General features: G+C 64.6%; 30 protein-coding genes and 2 pseudogenes. 2 read left to right on the top strand and 30 right to left on the bottom strand.

The window, feature by feature from the left end:
- Positions 1–13 precede the first annotated feature (13 nt).
- The gene (locus MPSD_RS05935) at positions 14–928 is read left to right on the top strand and encodes a class I SAM-dependent methyltransferase (RefSeq protein WP_086084771.1); all 915 of its coding nucleotides are present in this window, start codon (positions 14–16) and stop codon (positions 926–928) included.
- Here the strand turns inward: MPSD_RS05935 and sppA are convergent.
- Positions 925–2726 (bottom strand): annotated as a pseudogene (gene sppA, locus MPSD_RS05930) (signal peptide peptidase SppA). The gene MPSD_RS05935 and the pseudogene sppA overlap by 4 nt on opposite strands.
- Before the next feature lie 86 nt (positions 2727–2812).
- Here sppA and MPSD_RS05925 point away from each other — a divergent pair.
- Positions 2813–3739: an LLM class flavin-dependent oxidoreductase gene (locus MPSD_RS05925; protein WP_012392953.1), complete on the top strand. Its 927-nt coding sequence runs from the start codon at positions 2813–2815 to the stop codon at positions 3737–3739.
- Positions 3740–3806: 67 nt separating this feature from the next.
- On the opposite strand, the gene rplO is transcribed toward MPSD_RS05925, so the two are convergent.
- The 29 genes and pseudogenes from rplO to MPSD_RS05775 all read right to left on the bottom strand — a co-directional run bounded on the left by rplO (position 3807) and on the right by MPSD_RS05775 (position 24889).
- Positions 3807–4247, bottom strand: coding sequence for a 50S ribosomal protein L15 (gene rplO / locus MPSD_RS05920; RefSeq protein ID WP_011739078.1), 441 nt, complete (start codon positions 4245–4247; stop codon positions 3807–3809).
- Positions 4244–4462: a 50S ribosomal protein L30 gene (gene rpmD / locus MPSD_RS05915; RefSeq protein ID WP_011739077.1), complete on the bottom strand. Its 219-nt coding sequence runs from the start codon at positions 4460–4462 to the stop codon at positions 4244–4246. The genes rplO and rpmD overlap by 4 nt, the downstream gene beginning before the upstream one ends.
- On the bottom strand, positions 4459–5133 hold the full coding sequence (gene rpsE / locus MPSD_RS05910) for a 30S ribosomal protein S5 (RefSeq protein ID WP_012392951.1): 675 nt from the start codon (positions 5131–5133) through the stop codon (positions 4459–4461). Before rpsE ends, rpmD begins: the two co-directional genes overlap by 4 nt.
- A gap of 37 nt (positions 5134–5170) precedes the next feature.
- Complete coding sequence (gene rplR / locus MPSD_RS05905; RefSeq protein WP_020788552.1) at positions 5171–5539, bottom strand: 50S ribosomal protein L18; 369 nt, start codon at positions 5537–5539, stop codon at positions 5171–5173.
- 41 nt (positions 5540–5580) lie between these two features.
- Positions 5581–6120 (bottom strand): 50S ribosomal protein L6, encoded by a 540-nt coding sequence (gene rplF, locus MPSD_RS05900; protein WP_015354695.1) that lies wholly within the window; start codon positions 6118–6120, stop codon positions 5581–5583.
- 10 nt (positions 6121–6130) lie between these two features.
- A complete protein-coding gene (gene rpsH / locus MPSD_RS05895) occupies positions 6131–6529 on the bottom strand; it encodes a 30S ribosomal protein S8 (RefSeq protein ID WP_011739073.1) in 399 nt (132 codons plus the stop codon).
- 76 nt (positions 6530–6605) lie between these two features.
- On the bottom strand, positions 6606–6791 hold the full coding sequence (locus tag MPSD_RS05890; protein ID WP_011739072.1) for a type Z 30S ribosomal protein S14: 186 nt from the start codon (positions 6789–6791) through the stop codon (positions 6606–6608).
- A 4-nt stretch (positions 6792–6795) separates the two neighbouring features.
- Positions 6796–7368, bottom strand: a complete 573-nt coding sequence (gene rplE, locus MPSD_RS05885) for a 50S ribosomal protein L5 (RefSeq protein ID WP_012392949.1) — start codon at positions 7366–7368, stop codon at positions 6796–6798.
- Complete coding sequence (gene rplX, locus MPSD_RS05880) at positions 7365–7688, bottom strand: 50S ribosomal protein L24 (protein ID WP_011739070.1); 324 nt, start codon at positions 7686–7688, stop codon at positions 7365–7367. The genes rplE and rplX overlap by 4 nt, the downstream gene beginning before the upstream one ends.
- Positions 7689–8057, bottom strand: coding sequence for a 50S ribosomal protein L14 (rplN, locus tag MPSD_RS05875; RefSeq protein ID WP_020788555.1), 369 nt, complete (start codon positions 8055–8057; stop codon positions 7689–7691).
- A gap of 250 nt (positions 8058–8307) precedes the next feature.
- Positions 8308–9246 (bottom strand): DUF4436 domain-containing protein, encoded by a 939-nt coding sequence (locus MPSD_RS05870; RefSeq protein WP_015354693.1) that lies wholly within the window; start codon positions 9244–9246, stop codon positions 8308–8310.
- Between the two features lie 129 nt (positions 9247–9375).
- The gene (locus MPSD_RS05865; protein WP_020788557.1) at positions 9376–10257 is read right to left on the bottom strand and encodes a formylglycine-generating enzyme family protein; all 882 of its coding nucleotides are present in this window, start codon (positions 10255–10257) and stop codon (positions 9376–9378) included.
- 4 nt (positions 10258–10261) lie between these two features.
- On the bottom strand, positions 10262–10939 hold the full coding sequence (locus tag MPSD_RS28950) for a hypothetical protein (RefSeq protein ID WP_232022764.1): 678 nt from the start codon (positions 10937–10939) through the stop codon (positions 10262–10264).
- Positions 10920–13289 (bottom strand): arylsulfatase, encoded by a 2370-nt coding sequence (locus MPSD_RS05855; RefSeq protein ID WP_086084770.1) that lies wholly within the window; start codon positions 13287–13289, stop codon positions 10920–10922. Before MPSD_RS05855 ends, MPSD_RS28950 begins: the two co-directional genes overlap by 20 nt.
- 143 nt (positions 13290–13432) lie before the next feature.
- Complete coding sequence (gene rpsQ, locus MPSD_RS05850; RefSeq protein ID WP_369797336.1) at positions 13433–13795, bottom strand: 30S ribosomal protein S17; 363 nt, start codon at positions 13793–13795, stop codon at positions 13433–13435.
- Positions 13792–14034, bottom strand: coding sequence for a 50S ribosomal protein L29 (gene rpmC, locus MPSD_RS05845; protein WP_020788560.1), 243 nt, complete (start codon positions 14032–14034; stop codon positions 13792–13794). Before rpmC ends, rpsQ begins: the two co-directional genes overlap by 4 nt.
- A complete protein-coding gene (gene rplP / locus MPSD_RS05840) occupies positions 14034–14450 on the bottom strand; it encodes a 50S ribosomal protein L16 (RefSeq protein ID WP_011739064.1) in 417 nt (138 codons plus the stop codon). The genes rpmC and rplP overlap by 1 nt, the downstream gene beginning before the upstream one ends.
- A gap of 3 nt (positions 14451–14453) precedes the next feature.
- Positions 14454–15281, bottom strand: coding sequence for a 30S ribosomal protein S3 (rpsC, locus tag MPSD_RS05835; RefSeq protein WP_020788561.1), 828 nt, complete (start codon positions 15279–15281; stop codon positions 14454–14456).
- The gene (rplV, locus tag MPSD_RS05830) at positions 15281–15820 is read right to left on the bottom strand and encodes a 50S ribosomal protein L22 (protein ID WP_020788562.1); all 540 of its coding nucleotides are present in this window, start codon (positions 15818–15820) and stop codon (positions 15281–15283) included. Before rplV ends, rpsC begins: the two co-directional genes overlap by 1 nt.
- A gap of 28 nt (positions 15821–15848) precedes the next feature.
- On the bottom strand, positions 15849–16130 hold the full coding sequence (rpsS, locus tag MPSD_RS05825) for a 30S ribosomal protein S19 (RefSeq protein ID WP_011739061.1): 282 nt from the start codon (positions 16128–16130) through the stop codon (positions 15849–15851).
- 21 nt (positions 16131–16151) lie between these two features.
- Positions 16152–16994, bottom strand: a complete 843-nt coding sequence (gene rplB / locus MPSD_RS05820) for a 50S ribosomal protein L2 (protein WP_012392941.1) — start codon at positions 16992–16994, stop codon at positions 16152–16154.
- 29 nt (positions 16995–17023) lie between these two features.
- Entirely contained in the window at positions 17024–17326 is a 303-nt protein-coding gene (gene rplW / locus MPSD_RS05815) for a 50S ribosomal protein L23 (protein WP_020788563.1), read from the bottom strand.
- Positions 17326–18000 carry a 50S ribosomal protein L4 gene (gene rplD, locus MPSD_RS05810; RefSeq protein WP_015354685.1) on the bottom strand — a complete coding sequence of 225 codons (675 nt, stop codon included), beginning with the start codon at positions 17998–18000 and terminating at the stop codon, positions 17326–17328. The genes rplW and rplD overlap by 1 nt, the downstream gene beginning before the upstream one ends.
- Entirely contained in the window at positions 18000–18653 is a 654-nt protein-coding gene (gene rplC / locus MPSD_RS05805) for a 50S ribosomal protein L3 (protein WP_015354684.1), read from the bottom strand. The genes rplD and rplC overlap by 1 nt, the downstream gene beginning before the upstream one ends.
- Before the next feature lie 14 nt (positions 18654–18667).
- Positions 18668–18973, bottom strand: coding sequence for a 30S ribosomal protein S10 (gene rpsJ, locus MPSD_RS05800; protein WP_003403578.1), 306 nt, complete (start codon positions 18971–18973; stop codon positions 18668–18670).
- A 290-nt stretch (positions 18974–19263) separates the two neighbouring features.
- Positions 19264–19530 carry a hypothetical protein gene (locus tag MPSD_RS05795; RefSeq protein ID WP_020788564.1) on the bottom strand — a complete coding sequence of 89 codons (267 nt, stop codon included), beginning with the start codon at positions 19528–19530 and terminating at the stop codon, positions 19264–19266.
- Positions 19517–20848, bottom strand: a complete 1332-nt coding sequence (locus MPSD_RS05790; protein ID WP_051153725.1) for a lipase family protein — start codon at positions 20846–20848, stop codon at positions 19517–19519. The genes MPSD_RS05795 and MPSD_RS05790 overlap by 14 nt, the downstream gene beginning before the upstream one ends.
- 497 nt (positions 20849–21345) lie before the next feature.
- A complete protein-coding gene (locus tag MPSD_RS05785; RefSeq protein ID WP_420811875.1) occupies positions 21346–22548 on the bottom strand; it encodes an ISAs1-like element IS2404/ISMul1 family transposase in 1203 nt (400 codons plus the stop codon).
- Between the two features lie 119 nt (positions 22549–22667).
- Positions 22668–24889, bottom strand: a pseudogene (locus tag MPSD_RS05775) (PPE domain-containing protein).
- Positions 24890–25214: the final 325 nt, after the last annotated feature.

The raw sequence follows: 25214 nt of genomic DNA, 5'->3' as shown, positions 1-25214 counted from the left end.
AGATAGGACCGACATGGCACGCACGCACGATGACAAATGGGATCTGGCCTCCAGCATCGGCGCCACCGCCACCATGGTCGCCGCGGGCCGGGCGATGGCATCGAGGGATCCCCGTGGTTTGATCGACGATCCGTTCACCGAACCGCTGGTGCACGCCGTCGGTGTCGACTTTTTCATCAAGATGATGGACGGCGAGTTCGATCTGAGTGTCCTGCAGAATGTTTCGTCGGCAAAGGCCCAGGCGATGGTGGACGGAATGGCGGTACGCACCAAGTACTTCGACGACTACTTCGGCGACGCCATCAAGAGCGGGATCCGGCAGGCGGTGATCCTCGCGTCGGGGCTGGATGCCCGCGCATACCGGTTGCCGTGGCCGGCCGACACCGTGGTCTACGAACTCGATCAACCTCAGGTGATCGAATTCAAGACCAATGTTCTGGCCGACCTCGGCGCCGAACCCAGGGCAACCCGGCGCGCAATCCCCATCGATCTGCGTGGGGACTGGCCGGTGGCGCTGCGGGCAGCCGGCCTGGACACCACGGCACCCACGGCGTGGCTGGCCGAAGGCCTGCTGATCTACTTGCCGCCCGAGGCCCAAGACCGGTTGTTCGACAACATCACCGCGCTCAGCGCGCCGGGCAGCACCGTGGCTACCGAATTCGTGCCCGGCATTGTGGATTTCGATGTCGACCGGGCGCGGCAGATGTCAGGTCCGTTTCGCGACCATGGTTTGGACATCGACATGTCGTCGCTGGTCTACACCGGCGCGCGCAATCACGTCGTCGACTATCTGCGCGCCAAGGGCTGGGACGCCGAGGGCGTGACCCGAAGCGAGCTTTTCGAGCGCAACGGCATGGCCGTTCCCGCCCCCTCCGACGACGACCCGCTCGGCGAAATCATCTTCATCAGCGCCGCCCTGACCGGCTAGAACCGCGACCGCCCCAGCCACAACACGTTGGCCCCGGTCAACGTCTGCTCCACCTGTCCGACGGCGCCGGCCACCGAGCGGACAACCAGCGCGCCCACGGCTTCGGGCACTGAGGCCGCCACCGGCCGAGACGACCCGCGCGGCCACAGCAGATCCAGCAGCGACGAGCCCGGATAGCCGACCAGGCGGACCTCGGTGTCCTCATCCAGGCCGGCCAGCACCTTGGCGCGTCGGACCGCGGTGCGAAAGCCGCCGAGCTCGTCGACCAAGCCCCGCTCCAGGGCATCGGCACCGGTCCAAACTCGCCCTCGGGCAACCGCATCCACGTCTTCGGTGCGAAGGTTGCGGCCCCGGGCTACGCGTTCCACAAAATCGGTGTAGAACATGTCTGCCTCGGCCTCACGTCGGGCGCGCTGCTCGTCGGTAAATGGCGCGTCTATCGACCAGGCGTCAGCATTGGCGTTGGTGCGCAACGTCTCTGACCCAACGCCCAGCCGATCCTTCAGATCAGGGCCACCAGCTTGCCGGTGATCACTCCGATTGAACCGGTGATCGTGCCCGGATTCGCGACGATTGCATCCGCACCCATCGATACGTAGTAGCCGCCGGAGGCCGCGATCGAGCCCATCGAGGCCACCACCGGCTTGCCCCGGTCGCGGGCCCGCTGCACCTCACGCCAGATGGTCTCCGACGCGGTGACCGAGCCGCCGGGACTGTCCACCCGCAACACAATCGCCGACACCTCGTCGTCGGCCGCCGCCTCACCCAATGCCGATGCGATGGTGTCGCCACCGGCGCTGGACGGACCCAACGGCAACCCCTGTGGGCCACCCCGGCCGTTGACGATCGGCCCCTCGACGCTGACAACGGCGATCGTGGGCTTGCCCCGGCGCCCCGGGATCGACGGCACGGGCGGCGCCAGACGCGGCCTGGCGGTGCCGGCATAGCGCGCCAGATGCATTCGCGGCAGTTTGTCTGCGGTGTCGATCGATTCCGGCGAAACACCCTCCACGCCAGCCAATTCCGCGATCCTGGCATAGGCCTCGTCGCGGAATCCGATCCGATCGATCAGACCGGAGGACAGCGCCTCATCCCGCAGCAGCGGAGCCTTGTCAGCCAGTCCATCAAGTACACCCGCGTCGATCTGGCGCGATTGGGCGACCGCCTGCCACACCTGGTCTTGCAGGCTTTCCAGCATCCTGGTGACGGCTTCACGGTTGGCGTCGGTGTAACCGTCCTCAGTGAAAAGGTCTGCCGCCGACTTGTATTCGCCTCGCGCCACGAACTGGGCTTCGATGCCCACCTTGTCGAGCGCATCGCGCAGGAACATCGCGTTGCTGGCAAAGCCGATCAGCCCGGCCTCCCCGGAGGGCTGCATCCAGATCTCCCGAAACGCCGTCGCCAGGTAGTAGGACAACGTACCCGGATACGTTTCGGCCCAGGCCACCGACGGTTTCACGGCGCTAAACGCCGCGATCGCCTCGCGAAGTGCCTGAACCGCCCCGATCGGCGCCGGTGGAAGCTGCACCCGGGCAATCAGGCCACCGACCCGAGGGTCCTCGGCACCGCGGTGCAGCGCCGCAACAGCATCGCGCAGCGCCATCGGCCGGCCGCCCCCGGAGATGATCAAAAACGGGTCGAAACCGTTGCTCTCCGCCGGCATGGTGCGCAGGTTGAATTCCAGGATGCAGCCGTTGGGTACCCCGTGGTGACGGGCGGTGTCGACGCGTTCGGCCAGTTCGCGCACGTCGTCCCCCACACTCGACAAGCGGGGCAGGAAGGGCAGAAAGGCGAACATATTTTTAGCGTACCGATGGCCAGGCCCCGGCATCGTGGCCCATCGGCCTGGGTACCGGGCCCCTGGGCACGTCGTACGGTGGCGAGGTGAGGTTTTCGATAGCGATCCCCCAACTCGACACCGACGGCTTTGACGCCGCAGGACTACGCGCCTATCTCGCCCGCGCCGAGGAACTCGGGTTCGAGGGCGGGTGGGTACTCGAGCAGATCATCGGCAGCTCGCCGCTGCTGGCACCGCTAGAGCTACTGGCATACTGCGCTGCCTGCACCAATCGGCTTCGGCTGGGGGTCGCCGTGTTGGTGACGTCCCTGCACGATCCGCTGCAATTGGCCTCGTCTGTGACCGCCGTGGACCGTCTCAGCAACGGCCGCCTCGACCTCGGCGTCGCGGCCGGCGGCGGTTCACGCAAGTTCGCGGCTTTCGGGGTGGACCGCGCCACCCATGTCAGCTATTTCACCGAGGGCCTGCAGTTGATGAAGGCGGCCTGGTCCGATGAGCCACGGGTGAGGTTCCATGGCCGCTTCCGCGATGTCGATGACCTGCCCATCCAGCCCAAGCCGGTGCAACGCCCGCACCCTCCGATCTGGTTCGGCGGGCGCGCGCCCAAGGCCCTGGCCAGGGCGGTCCGGCACGGTGACGCATTCCTGGGCGCGGGCTCCTCGACGACGGCCGACTTCGCCACGGCGGTGACCACACTGCGTCACGAACTGGCCGAACAAGGCCGCGATCCCGCCGGCTTCACTATCGGCAAACGGGTCTATCTGATGGTGGACGACGACCCCGAGCGGGCCCGCGAGCGCGTGCTGGCGGGTTTGCGCAGTATCTACGGAAAGATGGGCGGCCTGGATGCGGTGGCGGTGGCGGGCACTCCCGACGACGTCACCCGCGGGCTGGCTGAGGTGATCGCCGCGGGAGCGCAAACGCTGTTGCTCAATCCCGTGGGCCCCGATGTCGGGCAGAACCACGAGCAGATGGAGCGCCTCGCCGCGGAGGTCATTCCGCGGCTGCGCTAGCTCGCGAGCAGACGCGAAATCGCACAAATCGCCGTGGCGTTGTGCGATTGAGCGTCTGCTCGCGGTACTACAGTTCGGTGACGGATCCGCCGGCGGCGGTGATCTGCTCCCGGGCGCTACCGCTGAACTTGTGCGCGGTGATATCGACCTTGACGGTCAGCTTGCCGTCGCCGAGCACCTTCACCAGCGAGTTCTTGCGAACCGCCCCCTTGGCGACCAGCTCGTCGACACCGACGGTGCCGCCCTCGGGGAACAGCCTAGCGATGTCGCCGACATTGACGATCTCGTACTCGGTGCGGAACCGGTTACGGAAACCCTTGAGTTTGGGCAGCCGCATGTGGATGGGCATCTGCCCACCCTCGAACGTCGTCGGAACCTGTTTGCGCGCCTTGGTGCCCTTGGTGCCGCGGCCCGCGGTCTTACCCTTGGAGCCCTCACCGCGACCCACGCGAGTCCGCGGGGTTTTCGATCCGGGCGCCGGGCGCAGATCGTGCAGCTTGATGGTCACTGTGCCTTACCTCCGGTGCCATTCTGGGCGGGCTCCACCTCGACGAGGTGGCGCACCACCGCGATCAGCCCGCGGGTCTGCGCGTTGTCGTCGCGGACCACCGTGTGGCGGATCCGGCGCAAGCCCAGGGTGCGCAGGCTCTCGCGCTGCTTCCAGCGCGCCCCGATGGTGCTACGCACCTGGGTGATCTTGAGCTGATTGGTTGCTTCACTCATGGTTGTGCCCCCGAAGTTTGGGCCTCGCGTACAGCAGCGGCGGCCAGCGCTTCGCTTTCGCGGCGCGCCTTGAGCATTCCGGCCGGGGCAACGTCCTCGATGGGCAGTCCGCGTCGGGCCGCCACTTCCTCGGGACGCTGCAGCATCTTCAGCGCGGCAACGGTGGCGTGCACCACGTTGATCGCGTTGTCGCTACCCAGCGACTTGGCCAGGATGTCGTGCACGCCGGCGCATTCCAGCACGGCGCGCGCAGCGCCACCGGCGATCACACCGGTACCCGGGCTGGCCGGACGCAGCAGCACCACACCGGCGGCCGCCTCGCCCTGCACCGGATGGGTGATGGTGCCGCCTATCAACGGCACCCGGAAGAAGCCCTTGCGAGCCTCCTCGACGCCCTTGGCGATCGCGGCCGGGACTTCTTTGGCCTTGCCGTAGCCGACACCGACCATCCCGTTGCCGTCACCGACGATGACCAGGGCGGTGAAGCTGAATCGCCGACCACCCTTGACCACCTTGGAGACGCGGTTGATCGCAACCACACGCTCCAAGTAGTTGCTCTTGTCGCTGTCGCGGCCACCGCGGCCACCGTCACGCCGGCCGCGGCCTTCGCGTGAGTCGCGGCTGTCGCGGCCTTCAGGGGCTCCTTGCCCACCGGCCGACTGCTCCGCCATTATGCGGTCCTTCCAGTGTTGTTCAGGTTCCCAGTCATCAGAACTTCAATCCATTCTCGCGCGCGGCATCGGCCAGCGCCGCGATCCGTCCGCCGTAGGTGTACCCGCCGCGGTCGAATACCACGGTGTCGATACCGGCGGCCTTGGCGCGCTCGGCGATCAACTGGCCCACCCGAACACTGCGGGCTTTCTTGTCTCCATCCAGGCCACGCACATCGGTTTCGATCGATGAGGCGGCGGCCACGGTGGTGCCGTTGGCGTCGTTCACCAACTGCACGTGGATGTGCCGAGCGGACCGGTGCACCACCAGGCGCGGACGTTGTTGGGTGCCGGCGATCCTCTTGCGCAGCCGTGCGTGCCTGCGCAGCCGGGAAACCCGGCGGGTAGCGGATACGCTCTGCCCCACCGGCTTCCGCGCGGCGGTGTCAGCCTGTGTTTGCGCCATGACTACTTACCTGTCTTTCCGACCTTGCGGCGGATCTGCTCGCCTTCGTAACGCACGCCCTTGCCCTTGTACGGGTCGGGACGGCGCAACCGGCGGATGTTCGCCAAGATCTGGCCGACCTTCTGCTTGTCGATCCCAGAGACCGTGAATTTCGTCGGCGCCTGGACGGCGAAGGTGATGCCTTCGGGCGCCTCGATCACAACGGGGTGGCTGTATCCGAGTGCGAACTCCAGGTTGGCGCCCTTGAGCTGCACGCGGTAACCCACGCCGTGGATCTCCATTTTGGTGGTGTATCCCTCAGTCACGCCGGTCACCAGGTTGGAGACCAGGGTGCGTGACAACCCGTGCAACGAACGGTTGCGCCGCTCGTCGTTGGGGCGGGAGATCACGATCGCGCCATCATCGTTGCGCGACACCGTGATCGGCTCGGCGACCGTCAGGTCCAGGGCGCCCTTGGGCCCCTTCACCGAGACCTTCTGTCCCTCGATCATTACGTCGACTCCGGTGGGAACCGGAACCGGCTGCTTACCAATACGCGACATGGTTACTCCCTCACCACACGTACGCGAGGACTTCGCCGCCCACGCCCTGTCTGGCTGCCTGGCGGTCGGTCAGCAAGCCTGAGGAGGTCGAAATGATCGCCACACCCAGGCCGCCGAGTACCCGCGGCAGGTTGGTGGACTTGGCGTAGACCCGCAGCCCGGGCTTGGACACCCGCCGCAAACCGGCGATGCTGCGTTCCCGGCTCGGCCCGTACTTGAGTTGAACGATCAACGATTTGCCAACTCGCGCGTCTTCGGTATGGAAGTCGCTGATGTAGCCCTCGTTCTTGAGGATCTGGGCGATGTTGGCCTTGATCTTGGAGTGCGGCAAACTCACCTCGTCGTGGTACGCCGAATTGGCGTTACGCAGACGAGTCAAGAAGTCTGCGATCGGGTCCGTCATGGTCATGACAGCGTCTGTACCCTTCCTCGCGGCGGTTCCCGGTCAGGGCCTACCGCGCACCTGTATCTGGGGGTTGGCCTTTTTACCAGCTGCTCTTCTGCACGCCGGGCAGCTCACCTGCATGAGCCATCTCGCGCAGGCAGATCCTGCATAGTCCGAACTTGCGAAACACCGCACGGGGGCGGCCGCACTTGCTGCATCGTGTGTAGCCGCGCACCGCGAACTTGGGCTTGCGTGCGGCCTTGTTGACCAGTGCCTTCTTCGCCATCTGCTCAGTTCTCCTTGAACGGAAAGCCGAGGGCCCGCAACAGCGCTCGTCCTTCCTCGTCGGTCGTCGCCGAGGTGACAACGTTGATGTCCATACCGCGGACACGGTCGATCTTGTCCACATCGATCTCGTGGAACACCGACTGCTCAGCCAGCCCGAAGGTGTAGTTGCCGACACCGTCGAATTGCTTGGGCGACAAACCGCGGAAGTCACGAATACGCGGCAACGCGATCGAGGTGAGCCGGTCGAGGAACTCCCACATCCGGTCGCCTCGCAGCGTCGCCCGCACGCCCACGGGCATGCCCTCACGCAGTTTGAACTGCGCAATGGACTTGCGGGCCTTGCGGATCTCCGGGCGCTGACCGGTGATCAGTGCCAGGTCGCTCACCGCGCCGTTGATCAGCTTGGCGTCCCGCGCGGCCTCGCCGACTCCCATGTTCACCACGACCTTGGTGACAGTCGGGATCTGCATGACGTTGCCGTAGCCGAACTGCTTGTGCAGCACATCGCGGATCTCGCTGCGGTAGCGCTCCTTGAGCCGCGGCGGAATCTTCACTGCGCTATCAGTAGTGCTCATGCCTGAATGTCCTTGCCATTGCGCTTGGAGATACGGACCCGCTTGCCGGTCTCCTCGTCGACCCGGTAGCCGATCCGGGTGGGCTTGCCATCGGAGTCGACGACCATCACGTTGGAGACGTGGATCGGCGCTTCCTGGGTAACGATCCCGCCCGACTTTGCACCACGCTGGTTGGTCGAAATCGCGGTGTGCTTCTTGATTCGGTTGACACCCTCGACCAACACCCGGTTGCGTTCCGGGTAGGCCTGCAGGACTTTGCCCTTGGCGCCTTTGTCTTTGCCGGAAACAACCAGCACGGTGTCGCCCTTGTGGACCTTCATCTACAACACCTCCGGGGCGAGCGAAATGATCTTCATGAACCGCTTCTCGCGCAGCTCGCGGCCCACCGGGCCGAAGATGCGGGAACCGCGCGGGTCGTTGTCCGGCTTGATGATGACGGCGGCATTCTCGTCGAACTTGATGTAGCTGCCGTCGGGACGCCGGCCCTCCTTGACGGTGCGCACCACAACGGCTTTGACGACATCGCCGCGCTTGACGTTGCCGCCCGGGATGGCGTCTTTGACGGTGGCGACGATGATGTCACCAATCCCGGCGTAGCGTCGCGACGATCCGCCGAGCACGCGGATGCACAAGATCTCCTTGGCGCCGGTGTTGTCGGCGACCTTCAGCCGCGATTCCTGCTGAATCACTAGACCTCCTGACTCGGGTGGACGTGTGCACAGCAGGAATGCAGCCCAAATGGGCCTAAACGAGCCTCAACGGACAAGGCCCACCACAAACCTGACATGCGCGGTCTTTCGTTACCGAAGGGCACGCTGGGCCAGCCGACAAGCTTTGGGGCTTGTACGCACCGGCCGAGGTCTGCCCAAGGCAACCCCTAGAGTCTAGGGGACGAGCTGCTCAGAGCCAAATTTGCACTGTGGCCGGCTTTGCAGCGGCTCATTCAGACACGCGATACCAGGCGACAACGTACACCACCATGGCCGTGGCCAGCGCAATTAGCACCCAGATGACGATGGCTTGGTCGATCCACGCACCCGCGGGCGGAGAACCCGGAAGGATGTTGCGCAACGGCACCACGGCGAACAGCATCGCCGCATACCAGGTGCCGAACGGTGGCTGAAACTTTCTCCGGCGGGTGATCATCTGGATCGCGACGAACAAGGCCAACGTCGGCAGGGTGATCAGGACCAGGCAGATGCCCAGGTCGAAGACCAGCGGCCCCTTGGCCCGCTGGAAGGTCACGATGACGTTGTCGGGGCGGTCGGAGGTCTGACTGGCGTCCCCTACCCGCTCGACGCTGATGTCCCAGCCCTCCAGCGATCCGGTCACTTCCACCCGGGTGGCCTTGTACTGACGGTTCTCACCGGTTCCCACCAGGACATCGGCTTGGATGGTGTCGGTGGTGTACCGGTCGAATGGCCAGTTACCGGGGTCGCCGTGCGCTTCGATGGTGGTGGCTACCTGTGCGGGTGACTTGCCCACCGGGTACTGCAGGTCGCCCAGTTCATTTTCCGGGTAGAAGCGCACCGAGGTGTCCACGGTGAGCACGTTGAGCCGATGGTCGATCATCGAATCGTCGGGCATCACCAGAACTTTCACATCGAGGCGATTTGCAACGGTATGCAGCGCCTCGAAGCGGACCAGGACCACCGTGTCGTCGGTGGTGCCGACGTCGGGTTTGGGCAGCGGCCCCGGCGTGCTGGCCAGCCAGTGGTAACCGACCAGCGAAAAGATGTAGACGACGATGACGCCCACAATGATTGTGGTGTCGAGCACGAGGTGCTTGCGCCGCGACATGTGCTTGGGTTTGGGCCGGGCATTCGCCGGTGGATCCGGGGCGGCGGCCGCACCCGGCGCAGCGTTGTTATCTGCCATCCGCGGTTACCGCCGGAGATCGCACTGATGCGGCCGAGCCCCCGTCACGAGACACGGTGGCAGATCGTAGCAACCGGGGTGCCTTGCGGCGGCGTTTCCAAATCAGTTCGCGACCGGTCCGGTTGCCGGCTAGCGATCTGCCACGCAGCGGAATCCGATATGGGTGGTCGCGGTGTCCCGGGACTGCGGCGAACGGGCCGCCGGCCGGTAGCGGTGGCAATACTCGGGCGCGCACAGGTGCGAACCACCCTTGAGGGTCTGGCTGATGGTCGGATCGGCGGGCCCGGCCGGTGCGCAGCACGCCTTGGGCGGCTGATCGATGCGGTGATGCGCTGAAAACGGGGTTGTGGTCCACTCCCAGACATTGCCGATCATGTCGAACAGGCCGAACCCATTGGCCGGAAAGGTTCCCACCGGCGAGGTCCCGAACCAGCCGAGTGCTCCGTCGTTGCGGTAGGGGAACTTGCCCTGCCAGGTGTTGGCCATCAGTTGTCCGGCGGGCTTCTCTTCGTCGCCCCATGCGTAGGTGGTGGTGGTGGCACCGCGGGCCGCGTACTCCCACTCGGCCTCGGTCGGTAGCCGACGACCCGCCCACCGCGCGTAGGCCGCGGCGTCCGGATAGGCCACCTTCACCACCGGGTGATCGGCCCGGTCGTCGACGTCGCTGTCCGGCCCCCACGGATGACGCCAGCTCGCGCCGGGCGCCCAATCCCACCACTGACGCCAGTCACGTAGGTCGACCGGTCCCGCGGTGGGACGAAACACCATCGCACCCGGACGTAGGTCATCCTGATTGACCCCCGGATACAACGCGGGGTCAAGGGGCTGCTCTGCAACCGTCACATAGCCCGTCGCCGCCACGAACTCCGCGAACTGGGCGTTGGTCACCGGGTAGCGCTCGATCGCGAATGCGTGCACGGACACGCTATGGATCGGCGCTTCCTCCGGGTAAAAGCTCGTCGACCCCATGCGAAACGATCCGCCCGGCAGGTCAACCAATTCGGTCAGCACAACTTCAGGGTATGAGGACGGCAAAGTTTTGCATCAATGCGGATTTCGCCGCAGTGAAGCCAGCCACCCCGGCCGGGCCCTCCAGATGCACGGCCACCAGGTACATCTTGGTGTTGGTCCAGATGTGGGTGATGCGGTCAGCGAACTGGATTGCGCCCGACGGACCCTGCAGAGCGCCGGTCAGCAACTCGCTGCTGTACCCACAGAAGGGTGCCCCCGCGACGGCGAAGTTGAGCCGGCGCATCGAACCTCCCAGATGTGCGGTGTACTCCTGGAAGGCACGCTCTGGCAGCGCGTCGGTTGCGGTGATGGTCACCGTCGCCGCCATCCCATCGGGGCCGGTCAGGTTCAGCGCCGTGTCACCGCTTCCACCACGCGCGGTCCAGCCGTTGGGCACGCTGAGTGTGACTCTGGGGGCGTCCTGGTCCGCCGCCGCGGCCGTGGTGGCCCGGCCCTCCCCCGTCAGCGACGGAGCGCAGCCGACTGTGTGGGGCGGTATTTGTTCCGGCTGGGTCGCTACGACTCCCGGTACTGGTCTAGCGGGGTCGGGATGCACGCCGGGTGAACCCGACCCGCCGCGCTCCGCGCAGGCGGACAAGACGCCGGACAGGCACACCAGGCTCACCACACCCAGAGCCGCGGACAACGATCGGGCCAGCCGGTCAGTCCCTTGAAAAGGCAAGTGCAAGTTCTTTTTCCACGTCTTCATATGGTCGTCCGGATAGGTCAATGGTCACTCGGGCGATGCTTCCGCCAGTGAAGGCAAAGGGCGCCTTGTAGCGACTCGACACTGCAGAACCGCCATTGCGGCCGACGGTGATGCCCGCACCGGCAAGTCCAAACGTTCCGGGGTGGGTCGTCACATCTGCAAGCGAGCCCACCTCGTTGTGGTCGAAGTACATCGTAAGGTCGCCCAGCGGCGTATGGCTGTTGGCCACCGTGCCCGTCCGCGCATAGCGCACCCCGAACAAGTGATGGCCCAGCGGAATCGGCCCCACCGAGGACAGCAACTGCTGGCGTTCACCGAGGAAGTTGTAGACGTAGTGCAGGCGACCGTCGGCGATGAACAACACGTGACCGCCGTGCGCACCACCCTGCTTGAACAGCACGCCCTCGGCGCCGGTGGTATTGACGGTGACCTCGGCCACCAAGGCGAACGAGCGGCCGCGAATCTCGGCCCCGGCACCGATGCCGACCTCAGCACAGTCGGGGTAGTAGATGTAGCTCGTGCGTTCGCCGACCAGATACGGGCGCGACCGCATCATCGTCTCCATGATGTTCAGATCACCCAGCGGCAGCCCGTTGTACTTGGCGGCCTCGGAGAACCACAGTGCCTTGAGTTCCTCCAGCTTGTCGGGGTGCTCGGCGGCCAGATCATGGCACTGGCTGCGGTCTTGGGCGATGTGGAACAGTTCCCAGCGGTCGGCGTCGAAATGCGACCATCCCGCCGGGGCCGCGGCGTGCACGGTGTTGGCGAACCAGCCCTCATGCCAGATGCCGCGGGTCCCCAGCATGGCGTAGAACTGGGTCTTCTTGCCGGTATCGGCGGCGGGATCGGTAAGGGCCGCGTTGAAACTCACACCGTCCAGCGGCTTTTGCGCGATGCCCTTGACGACCTCCGGCGGCGTCATGTCCAACAGGTCGTAGACGGTCGGCGTGACATCGCAGACGTTGATGTAGTGGTCCCGGACTTCACCGTGCGCCGCGATCCCGTCGGGCCAGGAGATGGTCGCCGTGTCGGCGATACCGCCCTCATGCGAGGCGTAGCGCTTGAACAGCTTGTAGGGCGTGTTGAAAGCCATCGCCCACCCGATCGGATAGTGGTTGTAGGTCTGGGGCCCGCCGAGGTGGTCGAACAGTTTCATGCTCTCTTCGACGGTGTCGATGTAGCCGTTGAAGAACTTGCCTTCGTTCACCGATCCGTTGGGACCGCCCTCGCCGCTGGCGCCATTGTCGGAGATCACCACGATGATCGTGTTGTCCAGCTCGCCGGATTCCTCGAGATAGTCCAGGATCCGCCCGATCTGCGCATCGGTATAGCTCAGGAAACCGGCGAACACCTCGACCATCCGGCTGAACAGCTTTTTCTCTTCCTCGTTCAGCGAGCCCCAGGGCCGCACCGTGTCCTGCATCGGCCACGACTCGCCCGAGGGGCCTTTGACGTCGAGATAGGGGTTGATCGGCGACAGCTCGGTGTCGGGCGGCACAATGCCCATCGCCTTCTGGTTTTCCAGCACGATCTCGCGGTAACGCTCATAGCCCATGTCGAACTTGCCGGCGTACTTGTCGGCCCATTCCTTGAAGACGTGATGGGGCGCGTGCCCGGCACCCGGGCACACGTAGCTGAACCAGGGCTTGTCAGGCGCGACCACCTTGGCGTCACGCATGAACTGAATCGTCTTGTCGGCAAGGTCCTTCGACAGGTGGTAGCCATCCTCGGGGGTGGCGGGCGGGTTGACCGGATGGTTGTCGTACACCAGGTCGGGGTACCACTGGTCGGTCTCCCCACCCATGAACCCGTAAAACCGCTCGAAGCCGCGCGAGACCGGCCAATGCCGTCGCGTCGCCGCCATGCTGGACTCTTCCATCGGCGTCAGATGCCACTTCCCGATGCAGTAGGTGTTGTAACCACGTTCGGCCAGTACCTCGGACAGCAGCGCCGTATCGGCGGGGATGCGGCCACTGCAGTTGGGGAACCCGTCGGTGAACTCCTCGATGGTCGCCATCCCCACGGTGGTCGCGTTGCGCCCGGTCAGCAGCGACGCGCGCGTCGGCGAGCACAGCGCGGTGGTGTGGAACTGGGTCAGTCGCACGCCGCGTTCGGCGATTCGTGACATGGTCGGCATCTGCACCAGCCCGCCAAAGCAGTCCCAGGTGGCAATTCCGGTGTCATCCCAGACCAGGTACAAGATGTTGGGCGCATTCTCGGGCGCGGTGGGCGCCGCGTACGGACCCCAATCCGCTTCCGAGTCGCGGATATCCAACTCGATCTTGCCCTTGAATTCGGTCGACCCCGTTGTCCCAGTCACCACTGGCCAGCCTCACTCCCGTTGTGGACCTGCTTGCCCTATCTCGTGTGCAGAGTGCACCCGCTGCCAGGGTAGCCAGCCAAATGCAAAATCGCCCGAGACTGCAAGTCTCGGGCGATGTCGCCGGCGCAACGGTTATGAGACCGTCACTTGGCCTTCTCGAGGATTTCGACGAGCCGCCAGCGCTTGGTGGCCGACAGCGGACGCGTCTCCATCAGGGAAACCCGGTCGCCGATGCCGGCGGCGCTGTGCTCGTCGTGCACCTTGACCTTCTTGGTGGTGCGAATGATCTTGCCGTAGAGCGGGTGACGCACGCGGTCTTCGAGCTCGACCACGATGGTCTTCTGCATCTTGTCGCTCACGACGTAGCCGATGCGCGTCTTGCGACGACCGCGCGGCTTAGGAGTGCTCGGCGTGTGCTTGGGACCCTTTTCCTTGGAAGCGCCATCGGCCGCGCCCGCCGCTGCGGACTTGGTGGCCTTCGCGCCAGTCTTCGCCTCTGCCATCACGATTCCTTACCATAGGGTTCGCCGGGTCCAGCCGCCAGACCCAATTCTCGTTCGCGCAACACGGTGTAGACGCGTGCGATTTCCTGACGCACCGTGCGCAGCCGGCGGTTGTTGTTGAGCTGTCCGGTCGCCATCTGGAAACGCAGGTTGAACAGCTCTTCCTTGGATTCGCGCAGACGCTCGGTCAGCTCTTCTTCGGTGAGCTCGCGCAGTTCGCCAGGGGAAATTCCCACTGCCATCAGAACTGCTCCTCTCGGGTGATGATGCGTGCCTTGATCGGCAGCTTGTGGATCGCGCGGGTCAGCGCCGCTCGTGCGATCGCTTCGTTGGGGTAGCTGAGTTCGAACAGCACCCGGCCCGGCTTGACGTTGGCCACCCACCACTCCGGGGAGCCCTTACCCGAACCCATCCGGGTTTCGGCCGGCTTCTTGGTCAGGGGACGGTCCGGGAAGATGTTGATCCACACCTTACCGCCACGCTTGATGTGCCGGTTGATGGCGATACGAGCGGACTCGATCTGCCGGTTGGTGACGTAGGCGTGCTCGAGGGCCTGGATCCCATAGTCGCCGAAGTTCACCGACGTCCCGCCGCTGGCGATGCCACGCTGGCGGGGGTGGTGTTGCTTGCGGTGCTTAACCTTACGGGGAATCAACATGATTTAGCTCTCCGTGCTCTGCGCTTCGGGGGTGGTAGCGCTTTCTGCGGCGGCGGGCTCTTCGCTACCCACGGCACGTCCGGCTTCGGCGCCGGTGGCCGTGGTGCCGGAAGCACCGCTGCGGCGCGGACGGCTGCCCGCCTGCCGCTCGCGGCGCGGACGGTCGGCGCCCGCGGGAACGGCGGCGGCCAATTCGCGCTTGCCGCCGACGATGTCGCCCTTGTAGATCCACACCTTCACACCGATCCGGCCGAAGGTGGTCTTGGCCTCATACAGGCCGTAGTCGATGTCCGCGCGCAGCGTGTGCAGCGGAACCCGGCCCTCGCGGTAGAACTCCGACCGGCTCATCTCCGCGCCACCAAGACGACCCGAGCACTGCACCCGGATGCCCTTGACGTTGGGTTGGCGCATCGCGGACTGGATGGCTTTACGCATCGCCCGGCGGAACGCCACCCGGTTGCTCAGCTGCTCAGCGACCCCTTGGGCCACCAGTTGCGCTTGCGACTCAGGGTTTTTGACTTCGAGGATGTTGAGCTGAACCTGCTTGCCGGTCAGCTTCTCCAGATCCGCACGGATGCGGTCGGCCTCGGTGCCACGGCGGCCAATGACGATGCCCGGACGCGCGGTGTGGATGTCGACCCGGACCCGGTCACGGGTGCGCTCGATCTCCACGTCGGCGATTCCGGCGCGCTCCAGGCCGCTGGACAGCAGCCGACGGATGGCGACGTCTTCCTTGACGTAGTCGGCGTACTGCTTGTCGGCATACCAACGCGACTTCCAGTCGGTGGTGATGCCCAAGCGGAAGCCGTGCGGGTTGATCTTCTGGCCCACTAGTCTGAGCCTCCCTTCGCTTCAGAAGTCTCAGAAGTCTTGGAAGTCTTGGACTCGGCTTTGGTGGCGGCCTTCTTCGCCGGCGCCTTGCTGGCCGAGGACTTCTTCGCGGGCGCCGTTGCGGCGGCCTTGCTGCCCTCGGCGCGGCGAGCCCGCGACGACTTCGAAGACCGCTGGTCCTTGCTCGGCCGGCTCTCCACCACCACGGTGATGTGGCTGGTCCGCTTGCGAATCCGGAACGCGCGTCCCTGCGCCCGCGGGCGGATGCGCTTGGCGGTCGGGCCCTCGTCGGCGTAGACCGTGGCCACGATCAAGGTCGCCGGGTCCAAGCCGTTGTTGTTCTGCGCGTTGGCGGCCGCACTGGCGATCACCTTGGCGACCGGCTCGCTGGCGGCCTGCGGCGCCCAACGCAGGATGTCGAGCGCGTCTGAAACCGACCTGCCACGCACCAGGTCAATTACCCGGCGCGCCTTTCTCGGCGACACCCGCACGAACCGCGCCTTGGCGGTCGCCGACGGGAATTCAGTGGTGGTTGTCATCGATACCCTCTGCTCTTAGCGCGAACGCTCATCGCCGCTTGCTCTTTCGGTCGTCCTTGATGTGCCCCTTGAACGTGCGCGTGGGGGCGAATTCACCGAGCTTGTGACCGACCATCGACTCGGTGACGAACACCGGGACATGCTTGCGGCCGTCGTGCACCGCGAAGGTGTGGCCGATGAAGTCCGGGATGATGGTCGAACGCCGCGACCAGGTCTTGATGACCTGCTTGGTGTTCTTCTCGTTCTGCACGTCGACCTTCTTCAGCAGGTGGTCGTCGACGAACGGGCCCTTCTTCAGGCTGCGTGGCATAGTTCGCTACTCCTCGACTTCCTAGCGCCCGTGCTTCTTGCCGGTGCGCCGGCGTCGGACGATGAGCTTGTTGCTCGCTTTGTTCGGGTTGCGGGTACGGCCTTCTGGCTTGCCCCACGGGCTCACCGGGTGACGGCCACCGGAGGTCTTACCCTCACCACCGCCGTGCGGGTGGTCGACCGGGTTCATCACCACACCACGGACGGACGGGCGCTTGCCCTTCCACCGCATACGACCGGCCTTACCCCAGTTGATGTTTGCCTGCTCGGCGTTGCCCACCTCACCGACCGTGGCGCGGCAGCGAACGTCGACCCGACGGATCTCACCGCTGGGCATACGCAGCGAGGCGTAGCTGGCTTCCTTACCGAGCAACTGGATGCTCGATCCCGCCGAGCGGGCAAGCTTGGCGCCACCGCCGGGCCGCAACTCCACGGCGTGCACCAAGGTGCCGGCCGGGATGTTGCGCAGCGGCAGGTTGTTGCCGGGCTTGATGTCGGCGTTGGCACCCGACTCGACGACGTCGCCCTGGGAAAGACCGTTGGGCGCAATGATGTAGCGCTTCTCGCCGTCGAGGTAATGAAGCAGTGCGATGCGGGCGGTGCGGTTGGGGTCGTACTCGATGTGCGCGACCTTGGCGTTGACCCCGTCCTTGTCGTTACGACGGAAGTCGATCACCCGGTAGGCACGCTTGTGGCCACCACCCTTGTGGCGAGTGGTGATGCGGCCGTGTGCGTTACGCCCGCCATGACCGTGCAGCGGGCGAACCAGCGACTTCTCCGGAGTCGAGCGAGTGATTTCGGCGAAGTCCGACACGCTCGCGCCGCGCCGACCCGGGGTCGTGGGCTTGTACTTGCGAATTGCCATGTCTAATCAGGTCCTTGTCTCGCGCCCGGCTAGGCCGGCGCTCCGAACAGATCGATCGGCTTGCTGCCCGGCTCCAGGGTGACGATGGCGCGCTTGGTGCTCTTGCGCTTGCCGTACCCAGTCCGGGTGCGCTTGCTCTTACCCTGCCGGTTGGCGGTGTTCACCGATGCGACCTTGACCGCAAAGATCTTCTCGATAGCGATCTTGATCTGGGTCTTGTTCGAATCGGGGTGCACCACGAATGTGTACACGTTGTCATCGAGCAGCGCGTAGGACTTCTCCGAAATCACCGGCGCCAGAATGATGTCGCGCGGGTCAACGATGGTCGCCATTAGGCCGAAACCTCCTCGGACGTGTTGGCGGCGATATAGGCGTTGAGCGCCTCAACACTGAAGACCACGTCGTCGGCGCGCAGCACATCGTAGGTGTTGAGCTGGTCCGGGGACAGAATGTGCACACCGGGCAGGTTGCGCACGCTCTTGACGCCGGTCTGGTCATCGCGTCCGATGACCACCAGCACCTGCTTGCGGTCGGTGATGGTGGCCAGGAATGTCTTGGCGCTCTTGGTGGACGGAGTCTGGCCGGCGACCAACTCGGTGACGGCGTGGATACGCCCGTTGCGCGCCCGGTCCGACAACGCCCCGCGCAACGCGGCCGCGATCATCTTCTTGGGGGTGCGCTGGCTGTAGTCGCGCGGTTTCGGACCGTGCACCACACCACCGCCGGTGAACTGCGGGGCCCGCGTCGAACCTTGACGGGCGCGGCCGGTGCCCTTCTGCCGGTATGGCTTACGGCCACCGCCACTGACGTCGCCGCGTGTCTTGGTCGAGTGCGTACCCTGACGGGCCGCTGCACGCTGAGCGGTCACCACCTGGTGCATCAGGGCGATGTTCGCCGGAACATCGAACAGCTCGGCCGGCAGCACGACGGAACCGTCGACCTTGCCGTCCGGCGCCTTGACCTGAATTTCCAAGTCTTTCTGGGCGCTTTGGTTTTGCGCAGCCATTACTTCTCACCTCGTTTGATCGCGCTGCGGACTATTACGAGCCCACCGGTGCGGCCGGGAACCGCGCCCTTGATCAACAACACACCTTGCTCGGCATCGACCTTGTGCACCAACAGGTTCTGCACGGTCACCCGGTCGTTACCCATCCGGCCGGCCATCCGCGTGCCCTTGAAGACGCGCGCGGGAGTGGCACAGCCACCGATGGAACCCGGCCGGCGGTGCACCGCCTGGGCACCGTGGCTGGCGCCCTGGCCGCTGAAGCCGTGACGCTTCATGGTGCCGGCGAAGCCCTTGCCCTTGGAGGTACCGGTGACATCGACGTAGCTGCCGTCGGCGAAGATCTCCGCCGTCAGCTCCTGGCCGACTTCGTACTCGGTGACCGCCTCGGCATCGTCGAGCCGCAGCTCAGCCAGGTGACGCCGGGGGTTGACGCCCGCGGCGGTGTACTGGCCGGTGACCGGCTTGTTGACCTTGCGCGGACTGATTTCGCCGTAGGCCAGCTGCACTGCGCTGTACCCGTCGCGCTCCGGTGTGCGGATACGCGTTACAACGTTCGGCCCCGCCTTGACCACCGTCACAGGTACGACTTTGTTGTTCTCGTCGAAGACCTGCGTCATGCCCAGCTTGGTACCGAGAATGCCCTTTCGTGCCATGCTCTCAGAACCTCCTACTGGATGTTGACGTCGACACTGGCCGGAAGGTCGATGCGCATGAGTGCGTCAACCGTCTTCGGCGTCGGATCGATGATGTCGATCAACCGCTTGTGCGTACGCATCTCGAAGTGCTCCCGCGAGTCCTTGTACTTGTGCGGTGAGCGAATGACGCAGTACACGTTCTTCTCGGTCGGCAACGGCACCGGACCAACCACGCTGGCGCCGGTACGGACCACCGTCTCGACGATCTTGCGCGCCGAAGCGTCAATAGCCTCGTGGTCGTAGGCCTTGAGCCTGATGCGGATCTTCTGTCCCGCCACGCTTCTCCTACCTCACTCTAAAAACTTGAGGCCCGTGTTCGGACCTGGTGCCCCCAGCCCGCCGATCGGCCCGGTCTCTGCCGGGTCGAACTGCGCGCGCTGGATACTGCGCCGCTGTTTACCTGTCGTGGTACACCGGCCCCCGCGGTCGGGCGTGTCACCCGCACGCAGCCTTGTAGGCGCCAAAATCTGGTCGCACTCCAAGGATGGGACCGGACGCGCCCGTGTGGACGCCGGTCGGATGCCCGGCCAGGCGTGAACCCGGCTCAAGACAACCTGAACAGTATGCCTCAGATCAGCGGTTCGGCCAAATCCCAGGTGACGTCACCGACGAACTGGATCATCGGCGCAGCGCGACCCTCCTCGGGCGGCCGTTTGGCCAGCGCCCGGACCGGACCGGATGACCATCGATCATGCCAAGACGACCGACCGGGTGCGCTCACCAACGGCAGCGCGGTGCAACGCCCCGCACCGGTCGGGCCCCGCCTGCCCAACGCCACCCGCCCGTTGTCCAGGGCCGGCGCGGCCGCCGTGGCCGTCTGCTCAGAACTGGCCACAGTTGGGCGCGGCGGGAAGGCCGTTGAATCGGTCGGCGACCCACTGTAGAGCACGCTCGCCGTCCACCCAGAAAGTCAGCGCATGGTTGACCGAGGCCTTGTTGAGAAACGGCGGCTCCTCGTTGGTCCAAAACTCGACCTGTGCACCCTGCGCACACCAATCGCGCCCGAGTTGGCTGGCTTGGGTCCAGGGCGCCAACGGGTCGTAGCGGTTGTTGACGATCAGGACCGGCGCCGACGGCTGGTGCCGTCCGAGTCGCTGGGCTTCGAACAGCGTCTTGAACGGCTCCTCACGGACCAGTTGGTCCAAGTCCTTGGTGAAGTAGCCCCGAAGATGGCGGAACATGAACTTGAACGACGTCTCCTGGACGCACTGGTGACGCGTCTTGGCGAGCAGGTCCTCCCCGCGCGGGGTCATCCGTTCGTGAATCGCATCCGCCAGTTCCGGATAGGCGTAGATGAATCCGTTGATCAGGTAGCCGGCGGCGCCTACCAGTACGTTGCCATCCATATAGGGCAGCATCTCGACGAGATCGGCGGGCGGCGCACCCGCATACGTGCCCACCACATCGAGTTCGGGCGCGTAGCTCGACACGAGTTCTGCCGCCGAGGCCGCGGCCCCACCGCCTTGCGAATACCCCCAGAAGGCAACGGGGCCGTGTGGGTCCAAGGATGTTCCCGGCAGTCGCTGGGCGGCGCGCGCGGCGTCGAGCACCGCGTGCCCCTCGGCCAGCCGATTGACATAGGTATGCGTTCCGGGAGTCCCCAGCCCCTCGTAGTCGGTCATCACGATGGCAAACCCGCGGGCCACCATGGTCGCAACGAACGTCTCTTCGTAGTTGACCATCAGGTCCAGCCACGGCGACCAGTGGATGCCTTGGTTGAAGACCCGCGACAGCGCGCACTGATCCCCCTGCCCGACGGCGCCTGGCGCGTAGCTGAGCAGCGGCCTCGGCCCGCTTCCCGGCCAGGGGTTATCGGGCTCGAAATACGTGCCGGTGACTGCGATCGGGTTTCCCCGGGTGTCGGTGCTGCGGTACATGATGCGAGTTCCGGTTGCCATGATCGCGCCCAGCTGACCGGATGGTTCCAGCACCAGTCGCGATGGCTCGGTGCGGATCACGTCGCCCGGCTCGCCGGGCGGCAGCGGGTCTGGCGGAGTATAGAACTGGTCGTATTGGCTTTGATCGCCTTCGGATTCGAAGCCGCCGTCGGCGCGCGCCGAGTCCGGCGCAACAACGGTGATTGTCGCGCAGGACAACATGGCCACCACCACGACCTGCAGCCGCGATTGAAGGCGACCCCTCGCAGCACGCATACCACGAACGAATAAATCGCGTTTCTCAATTATCATATTTGGCCGATCAATTTTGTGAGCAACAAAAGACATACGGACGACGCTCACTTGAGAAAAATGCATCAGCGATCGATCGCGACCAGGTAATTCAGACGAATCGGACAAGGCCGGCTCGCCCGTGGGCAGCCGATACGACTACGGCGTCTCCGGTCACCGCACGGAGCACAGCAGCGCCGACAGAACGCCCATATTCGGCTATCTAGACGTACTTTCAGCACTACCCGCGCAGGCTGGCCGACCGCCGTCACACCCCCGCTTGTCCGGTCCCGGATCAGCGCAGGGACCGTCATTCAATGCACTCACAACCGCTGTTTTCGCCGTCCGGAGATTACAGTCGACGACCACAAAACAGCCGCACCGATTGCGCCGCCAGTCCCATATCAAACCTCGACGCGGGGGCTATCTGCGGTCTGTCGATTACCGCTTTCATTTCTACCCCAGGGCTCCGGCGTTGTTGATTAGCAGGCTTGTGAGCTGGGGAATTGTGGATTGAGGAGGTCTAGGCGGCGGTTGGCGGTCAAAGCGGTGATCCGGCAGGCTTCGGCGATGTTGTCGGCGCCGTTGAGGCGGTGCAGATTGATCGCGGTGTTGCGTAGCGTTGCTAGGACCTGTGCGCCGTTTCCGGTATGTGCCCTTTGACGGTCTTCGTCGAAGGTGACGTCGCGTATCCAGTGCAGGCTGTTCTCGATTCCCCAGTGTTGACGCATCCAGGTCATGATCGCGGTAGGGCGGGCGTGCTCGAACGGCAGGCTGCAGATGGCATAGACCACCTCCACGCTGCGCTGGTCGGTGGCGGTGATCAAGCGTTCACGAGTGATCCGGATGATTTGTTTTGCGTAGGGGAAGCCGATTCCTCGTGCAGCGGTGATGATTTGCAGGGTGCGGGTCTCGACACGGCCGTGGCCGCGGGAGTCGTCGGTAGCGGCTGCGGGCACCTCGGCCCAGGGCAGCGCGGTGATACGCGCAAATATTTTGGCTTGGTTGGACTTGACGATCATCAGGTAGTGCGACTTCAAGGTGGCGCAGATCAACTTCGCGGTGACGACCTGGGTATGCATCGCATCCACGGTGACCAGCCACCGCAAGCTACCCGGCAGCAGCGTGAGCAGGGCACGTACGCAGGGAATTTCATTGCTTTTCTCGGCGACAGCGAGTTGACCGAGCACCAATCGGGCACGGTGGGCGAACACCGACACGAGATGCGTGGCTGTCGCTTTGGCGCGTAAAGCACCACGCAGCATCTTGCCGTCCAACGCGATCGGCACCAATCCACTGGGGTCGCTGCTGGCCACGTGTGCAGTGAAGTAACTGCCCATCCTGGCGTTGAGGTCGGCGGGGTCTAGCCGAGACAAAACAGCGCGGAAGGTCTTCTCACTGGGCCGCCGGAACCGGACCCCTAATTGGGCCAACACATCATCGGGAGCGGTGGCCGCCCATGTGGCAAAACCAGCATAGCCGCGCATCCCCGCGGCAGTGGCCAGAACCGCGATCGCCAACAAAGCCATCAGCGAATACCTCCGACCGCGTGGGTCCCTCGGGTCTGGCACCGAGGCCAACACATCGAGAAACTCCGATCCGATGAGCTCGCTGCGCTCACCAGGACTCCAGCAGTCGAACACCTCTGGAACCGACGACACAGGCAATACTGAAACGGTAGGCACGGGCAACTCCAGACCAACGACGAACAGTAACCAACTCGATCGTTCTCCAGATAGCCCGTGCCTACACTCCGGCCCCAATAGCGCGGCACCAAAGATCATCAACCCAGCTCACAAGCCTGCTAATCAACAACGCCGGAGCCCTGGGGGATGACTCCGGGTTGACCCGTTTGCAGGAATTCTATGTTGTTGGGAATGAAGGCAACAAAGTTGTTCACCCTGACTCCAGGAATTGTCACCGTCGGCAACTCCAGGTAGCCGGTGCTGGACACGGTGCTGATGGCGGGGGTCCTAAATCCGACCGCGTCTATTCCACCGACGGTGATCGATCGCGCCTGTAGGGCAGGAAGGTCAAAGCCGCCGACCGTGGTCCCAGCAGGCACCGTCAAGGACGGTATCGTCAACGACGGAATGCCCAACTGCGGCAGACTAAACGCACCCACCGTCGTACCCTCCGCCAACGTCAAAGGCGGAATCGTCAACGACGGAATACCCAACTCCGGCAGACTAAACGCACCCACCGTCGTACCCTCCGCCAACGTCAAAGGCGGAATCGTCAACGACGGAATACCCAACTGCGGCAGATCGAACCCACCCACCACAACATTCGCCGGCGTCGTCGCCGCCGGAATCGTCAACGCCGGCAACGTCACCCCCGGCAAATCAAACCCACCCACCACAACATTCGCCGGCGTCGTCGCCGCCGGAATCGTCAACGCTGGCAACGTCACCCCCGGCAAATCAAACCCACCCACCACAACATTCGCCGGCGTCGTCGCCGCCGGAATCGTCAACGCCGGCAACGTCACCCCCGGCAAATCAAACCCACCCACCACAACATTCGCCGGCGTCGTCGCCGCCGGAATCGTCAACGCGGGCACCGTAATCGGCGGCAGGCTCAGATTGGGGATGGTAATTCCGGGGATTTCAAGAGGCGGCAGGGTCAGGTCGGGCGTAGTGATGGAGAAGTAGAAATTGCCCTGGCCAACGCCACGATAGAAGATACCGTTGTTCATCTCGCCCGTGTTGAACAGGCCGTTGTTCATGTCGCCGATGTTGAATGCGCCGGTATTGAGGCTGCCCGTGTTGAACCAGCCCGTGTTGGCGGTGCCCGTGTTGAGGGCACCCGTGTTCGATGGGCCGGGGTTGAAGGAACCCATGTTGAAGCTACCGGTGTTGAGGCTGCCGGTGTTCGCGTTGCCGACGTCAAGCAGGCCGGTGTTGAACGATCCCGCATTGAGCAAGCCCGTGTTGGCCTGCCCGGAGTTGAAGAGTCCGGTGCCGTAGGCACCAGAGTTTCCGATGCCGAAGTTCCCGGTACCTGAATTGAACAGGCCGACGTTTCCGGTGCCCGAGTTGAACAGGCCGAAGTTGCCGACGCCGGAGTTCAACCCGCCGATACCAACCTGATTGTCGCCGGTCAGCCCGATGCCGATGTTGTTGTTTCCGGTATTGGCAAATCCAAAGTTGCCGGAACCCGCGTTGGCAAACCCAGTGTTGAGACCGCCCAGGTTCCCCCAGCCCAGGTTATTACCACCACTGTTTGCGCCACCAATGTTGTTGCTACCCAGGTTCGCCCAGCCGGCATTGGAGCTGCCGAGATTTCCGGATCCGAGATTGAAGTTGCCGAGGTTGCCGCTGCCGAGGTTGCCGATGCCGTTGTTCGCGTTACCGACGTTGCCGCTACCGATATTGGCGAGCCCGAAGTTGACAGTGCTGGCGTCTTCCGGTAGCCGCAGCGCCGTGACCGCAGCGGTGACCGTGGTTGCCGGGCGCACCATTTCCGAATGCCGCGATCACCCTGCCCGGCAGGTCCGACAGATTCTGTAGAGGCTGTGCCAGCGGTGTCAGCGATGCTGCCGCCGCTGAAGCACCGGCATGGTAGGTCGCCATCGTTGACACATCCAGCGCCCACATCTGCTCATACTCGGCTTCGACGGCCGCGATCGCCGGCGCGTTTTGGCCGAACAGGTTCGACAGCACCAGCGACACCAGGCTGGAACGGTTAGCCGCGAGCAGGAAGGGCTGCACCATCGCTGACTGCGCAGCGGCGAACTCGGCCACCACCGCCTCAGCCTGGGCGGCGGCCTGTTCGGCATGGGCCGCCGCCGCGTTCAGCCACCCGAGGTAGGAAAGCCGCAGCGGTCCCCATCGCTACCGACGATGCTCCCTGCCACGCGCCACCGACCAGCCCCGAGGTCACCGAAGCGAAAGAGTCTGCCGCGGAATCCAATTCCACGGCCATCCCGCCCCAGGCCGTCGCAGCCGTGCGCATCGGCTCCGCCCCGGGCCCCGTGAATATCAGCGCGGAGTTGACCTCCGGTGGCAACACTGAAAAGTTCATCGCCCAACCCTCCCGGTCTGGCCGCGGGCCAGCACTCGCGCCGAGTACCGCCTTGCTTATCGAATCGACTTCCGAAGCAGCAGCGAAATGACAATGGTCGCCTTCAGCACACTTTCGCTGCATGAATTCCCGCTTGAAAGCGTGATTCAATCCTGGCGCGGGGCCGCCACAAAATTTGGTGTACCAAAAATTCATTCCCCCGACTGCAGATCGAAATATAGCGGCAGCTCACGTTGGGCCGCAAGCGTTTCGGCTGATAGGGCGCGTTATGAACCAGCCCCGTCCATTGCGAGACGCCAGTGTTGCAAACGTGACATCGCGGTCT

Origin of the sequence: Mycobacterium pseudoshottsii JCM 15466 (genome assembly GCF_003584745.1) — a bacterium.
Classification (GTDB): Bacteria; Actinomycetota; Actinomycetes; order Mycobacteriales; family Mycobacteriaceae; genus Mycobacterium; species Mycobacterium marinum.
Note: the sequence above shows the minus strand (reverse complement) of the source record. Positions and strands in the feature narration are given on the sequence as shown.

Excerpts from the sequence above, each read along its gene's own strand:
- rplC (WP_015354684.1), bottom strand. The coding sequence starts at position 18,653 with ATGGCACGAAAGGGCATTCTCGGTACCAAGCTGGGCATGACGCAGGTC.
- rplD (WP_015354685.1), bottom strand. The coding sequence starts at position 18,000 with ATGGCTGCGCAAAACCAAAGCGCCCAGAAAGACTTGGAAATTCAGGTC.
- rpsE (WP_012392951.1), bottom strand. The coding sequence starts at position 5,133 with ATGGCGGAGCAGTCGGCCGGTGGGCAAGGAGCCCCTGAAGGCCGCGAC.
- rpsS (WP_011739061.1), bottom strand. The coding sequence starts at position 16,130 with ATGCCACGCAGCCTGAAGAAGGGCCCGTTCGTCGACGACCACCTGCTG.
- rplW (WP_020788563.1), bottom strand. The coding sequence starts at position 17,326 with ATGGCGACCATCGTTGACCCGCGCGACATCATTCTGGCGCCGGTGATT.
- MPSD_RS05935 (WP_086084771.1), top strand. The coding sequence starts at position 14 with ATGGCACGCACGCACGATGACAAATGGGATCTGGCCTCCAGCATCGGC.
- rpmD (WP_011739077.1), bottom strand. The coding sequence starts at position 4,462 with ATGAGTGAAGCAACCAATCAGCTCAAGATCACCCAGGTGCGTAGCACC.
- rplE (WP_012392949.1), bottom strand. The coding sequence starts at position 7,368 with ATGAGCACTACTGATAGCGCAGTGAAGATTCCGCCGCGGCTCAAGGAG.
- rplF (WP_015354695.1), bottom strand. The coding sequence starts at position 6,120 with ATGTCGCGTATTGGTAAGCAGCCGGTTCCGGTTCCCACCGGAGTCGAC.
- MPSD_RS05890 (WP_011739072.1), bottom strand. The coding sequence starts at position 6,791 with ATGGCGAAGAAGGCACTGGTCAACAAGGCCGCACGCAAGCCCAAGTTC.
- rpmC (WP_020788560.1), bottom strand. The coding sequence starts at position 14,034 with ATGGCAGTGGGAATTTCCCCTGGCGAACTGCGCGAGCTCACCGAAGAA.
- rplP (WP_011739064.1), bottom strand. The coding sequence starts at position 14,450 with ATGTTGATTCCCCGTAAGGTTAAGCACCGCAAGCAACACCACCCCCGC.
- rplB (WP_012392941.1), bottom strand. The coding sequence starts at position 16,994 with ATGGCAATTCGCAAGTACAAGCCCACGACCCCGGGTCGGCGCGGCGCG.
- rplX (WP_011739070.1), bottom strand. The coding sequence starts at position 7,688 with ATGAAGGTCCACAAGGGCGACACCGTGCTGGTTGTTTCCGGCAAAGAC.
- rpsH (WP_011739073.1), bottom strand. The coding sequence starts at position 6,529 with ATGACCATGACGGACCCGATCGCAGACTTCTTGACTCGTCTGCGTAAC.
- rplV (WP_020788562.1), bottom strand. The coding sequence starts at position 15,820 with ATGACAACCACCACTGAATTCCCGTCGGCGACCGCCAAGGCGCGGTTC.
- MPSD_RS05870 (WP_015354693.1), bottom strand. The coding sequence starts at position 9,246 with ATGGCAGATAACAACGCTGCGCCGGGTGCGGCCGCCGCCCCGGATCCA.
- MPSD_RS05790 (WP_051153725.1), bottom strand. The coding sequence starts at position 20,848 with ATGCGTGCTGCGAGGGGTCGCCTTCAATCGCGGCTGCAGGTCGTGGTG.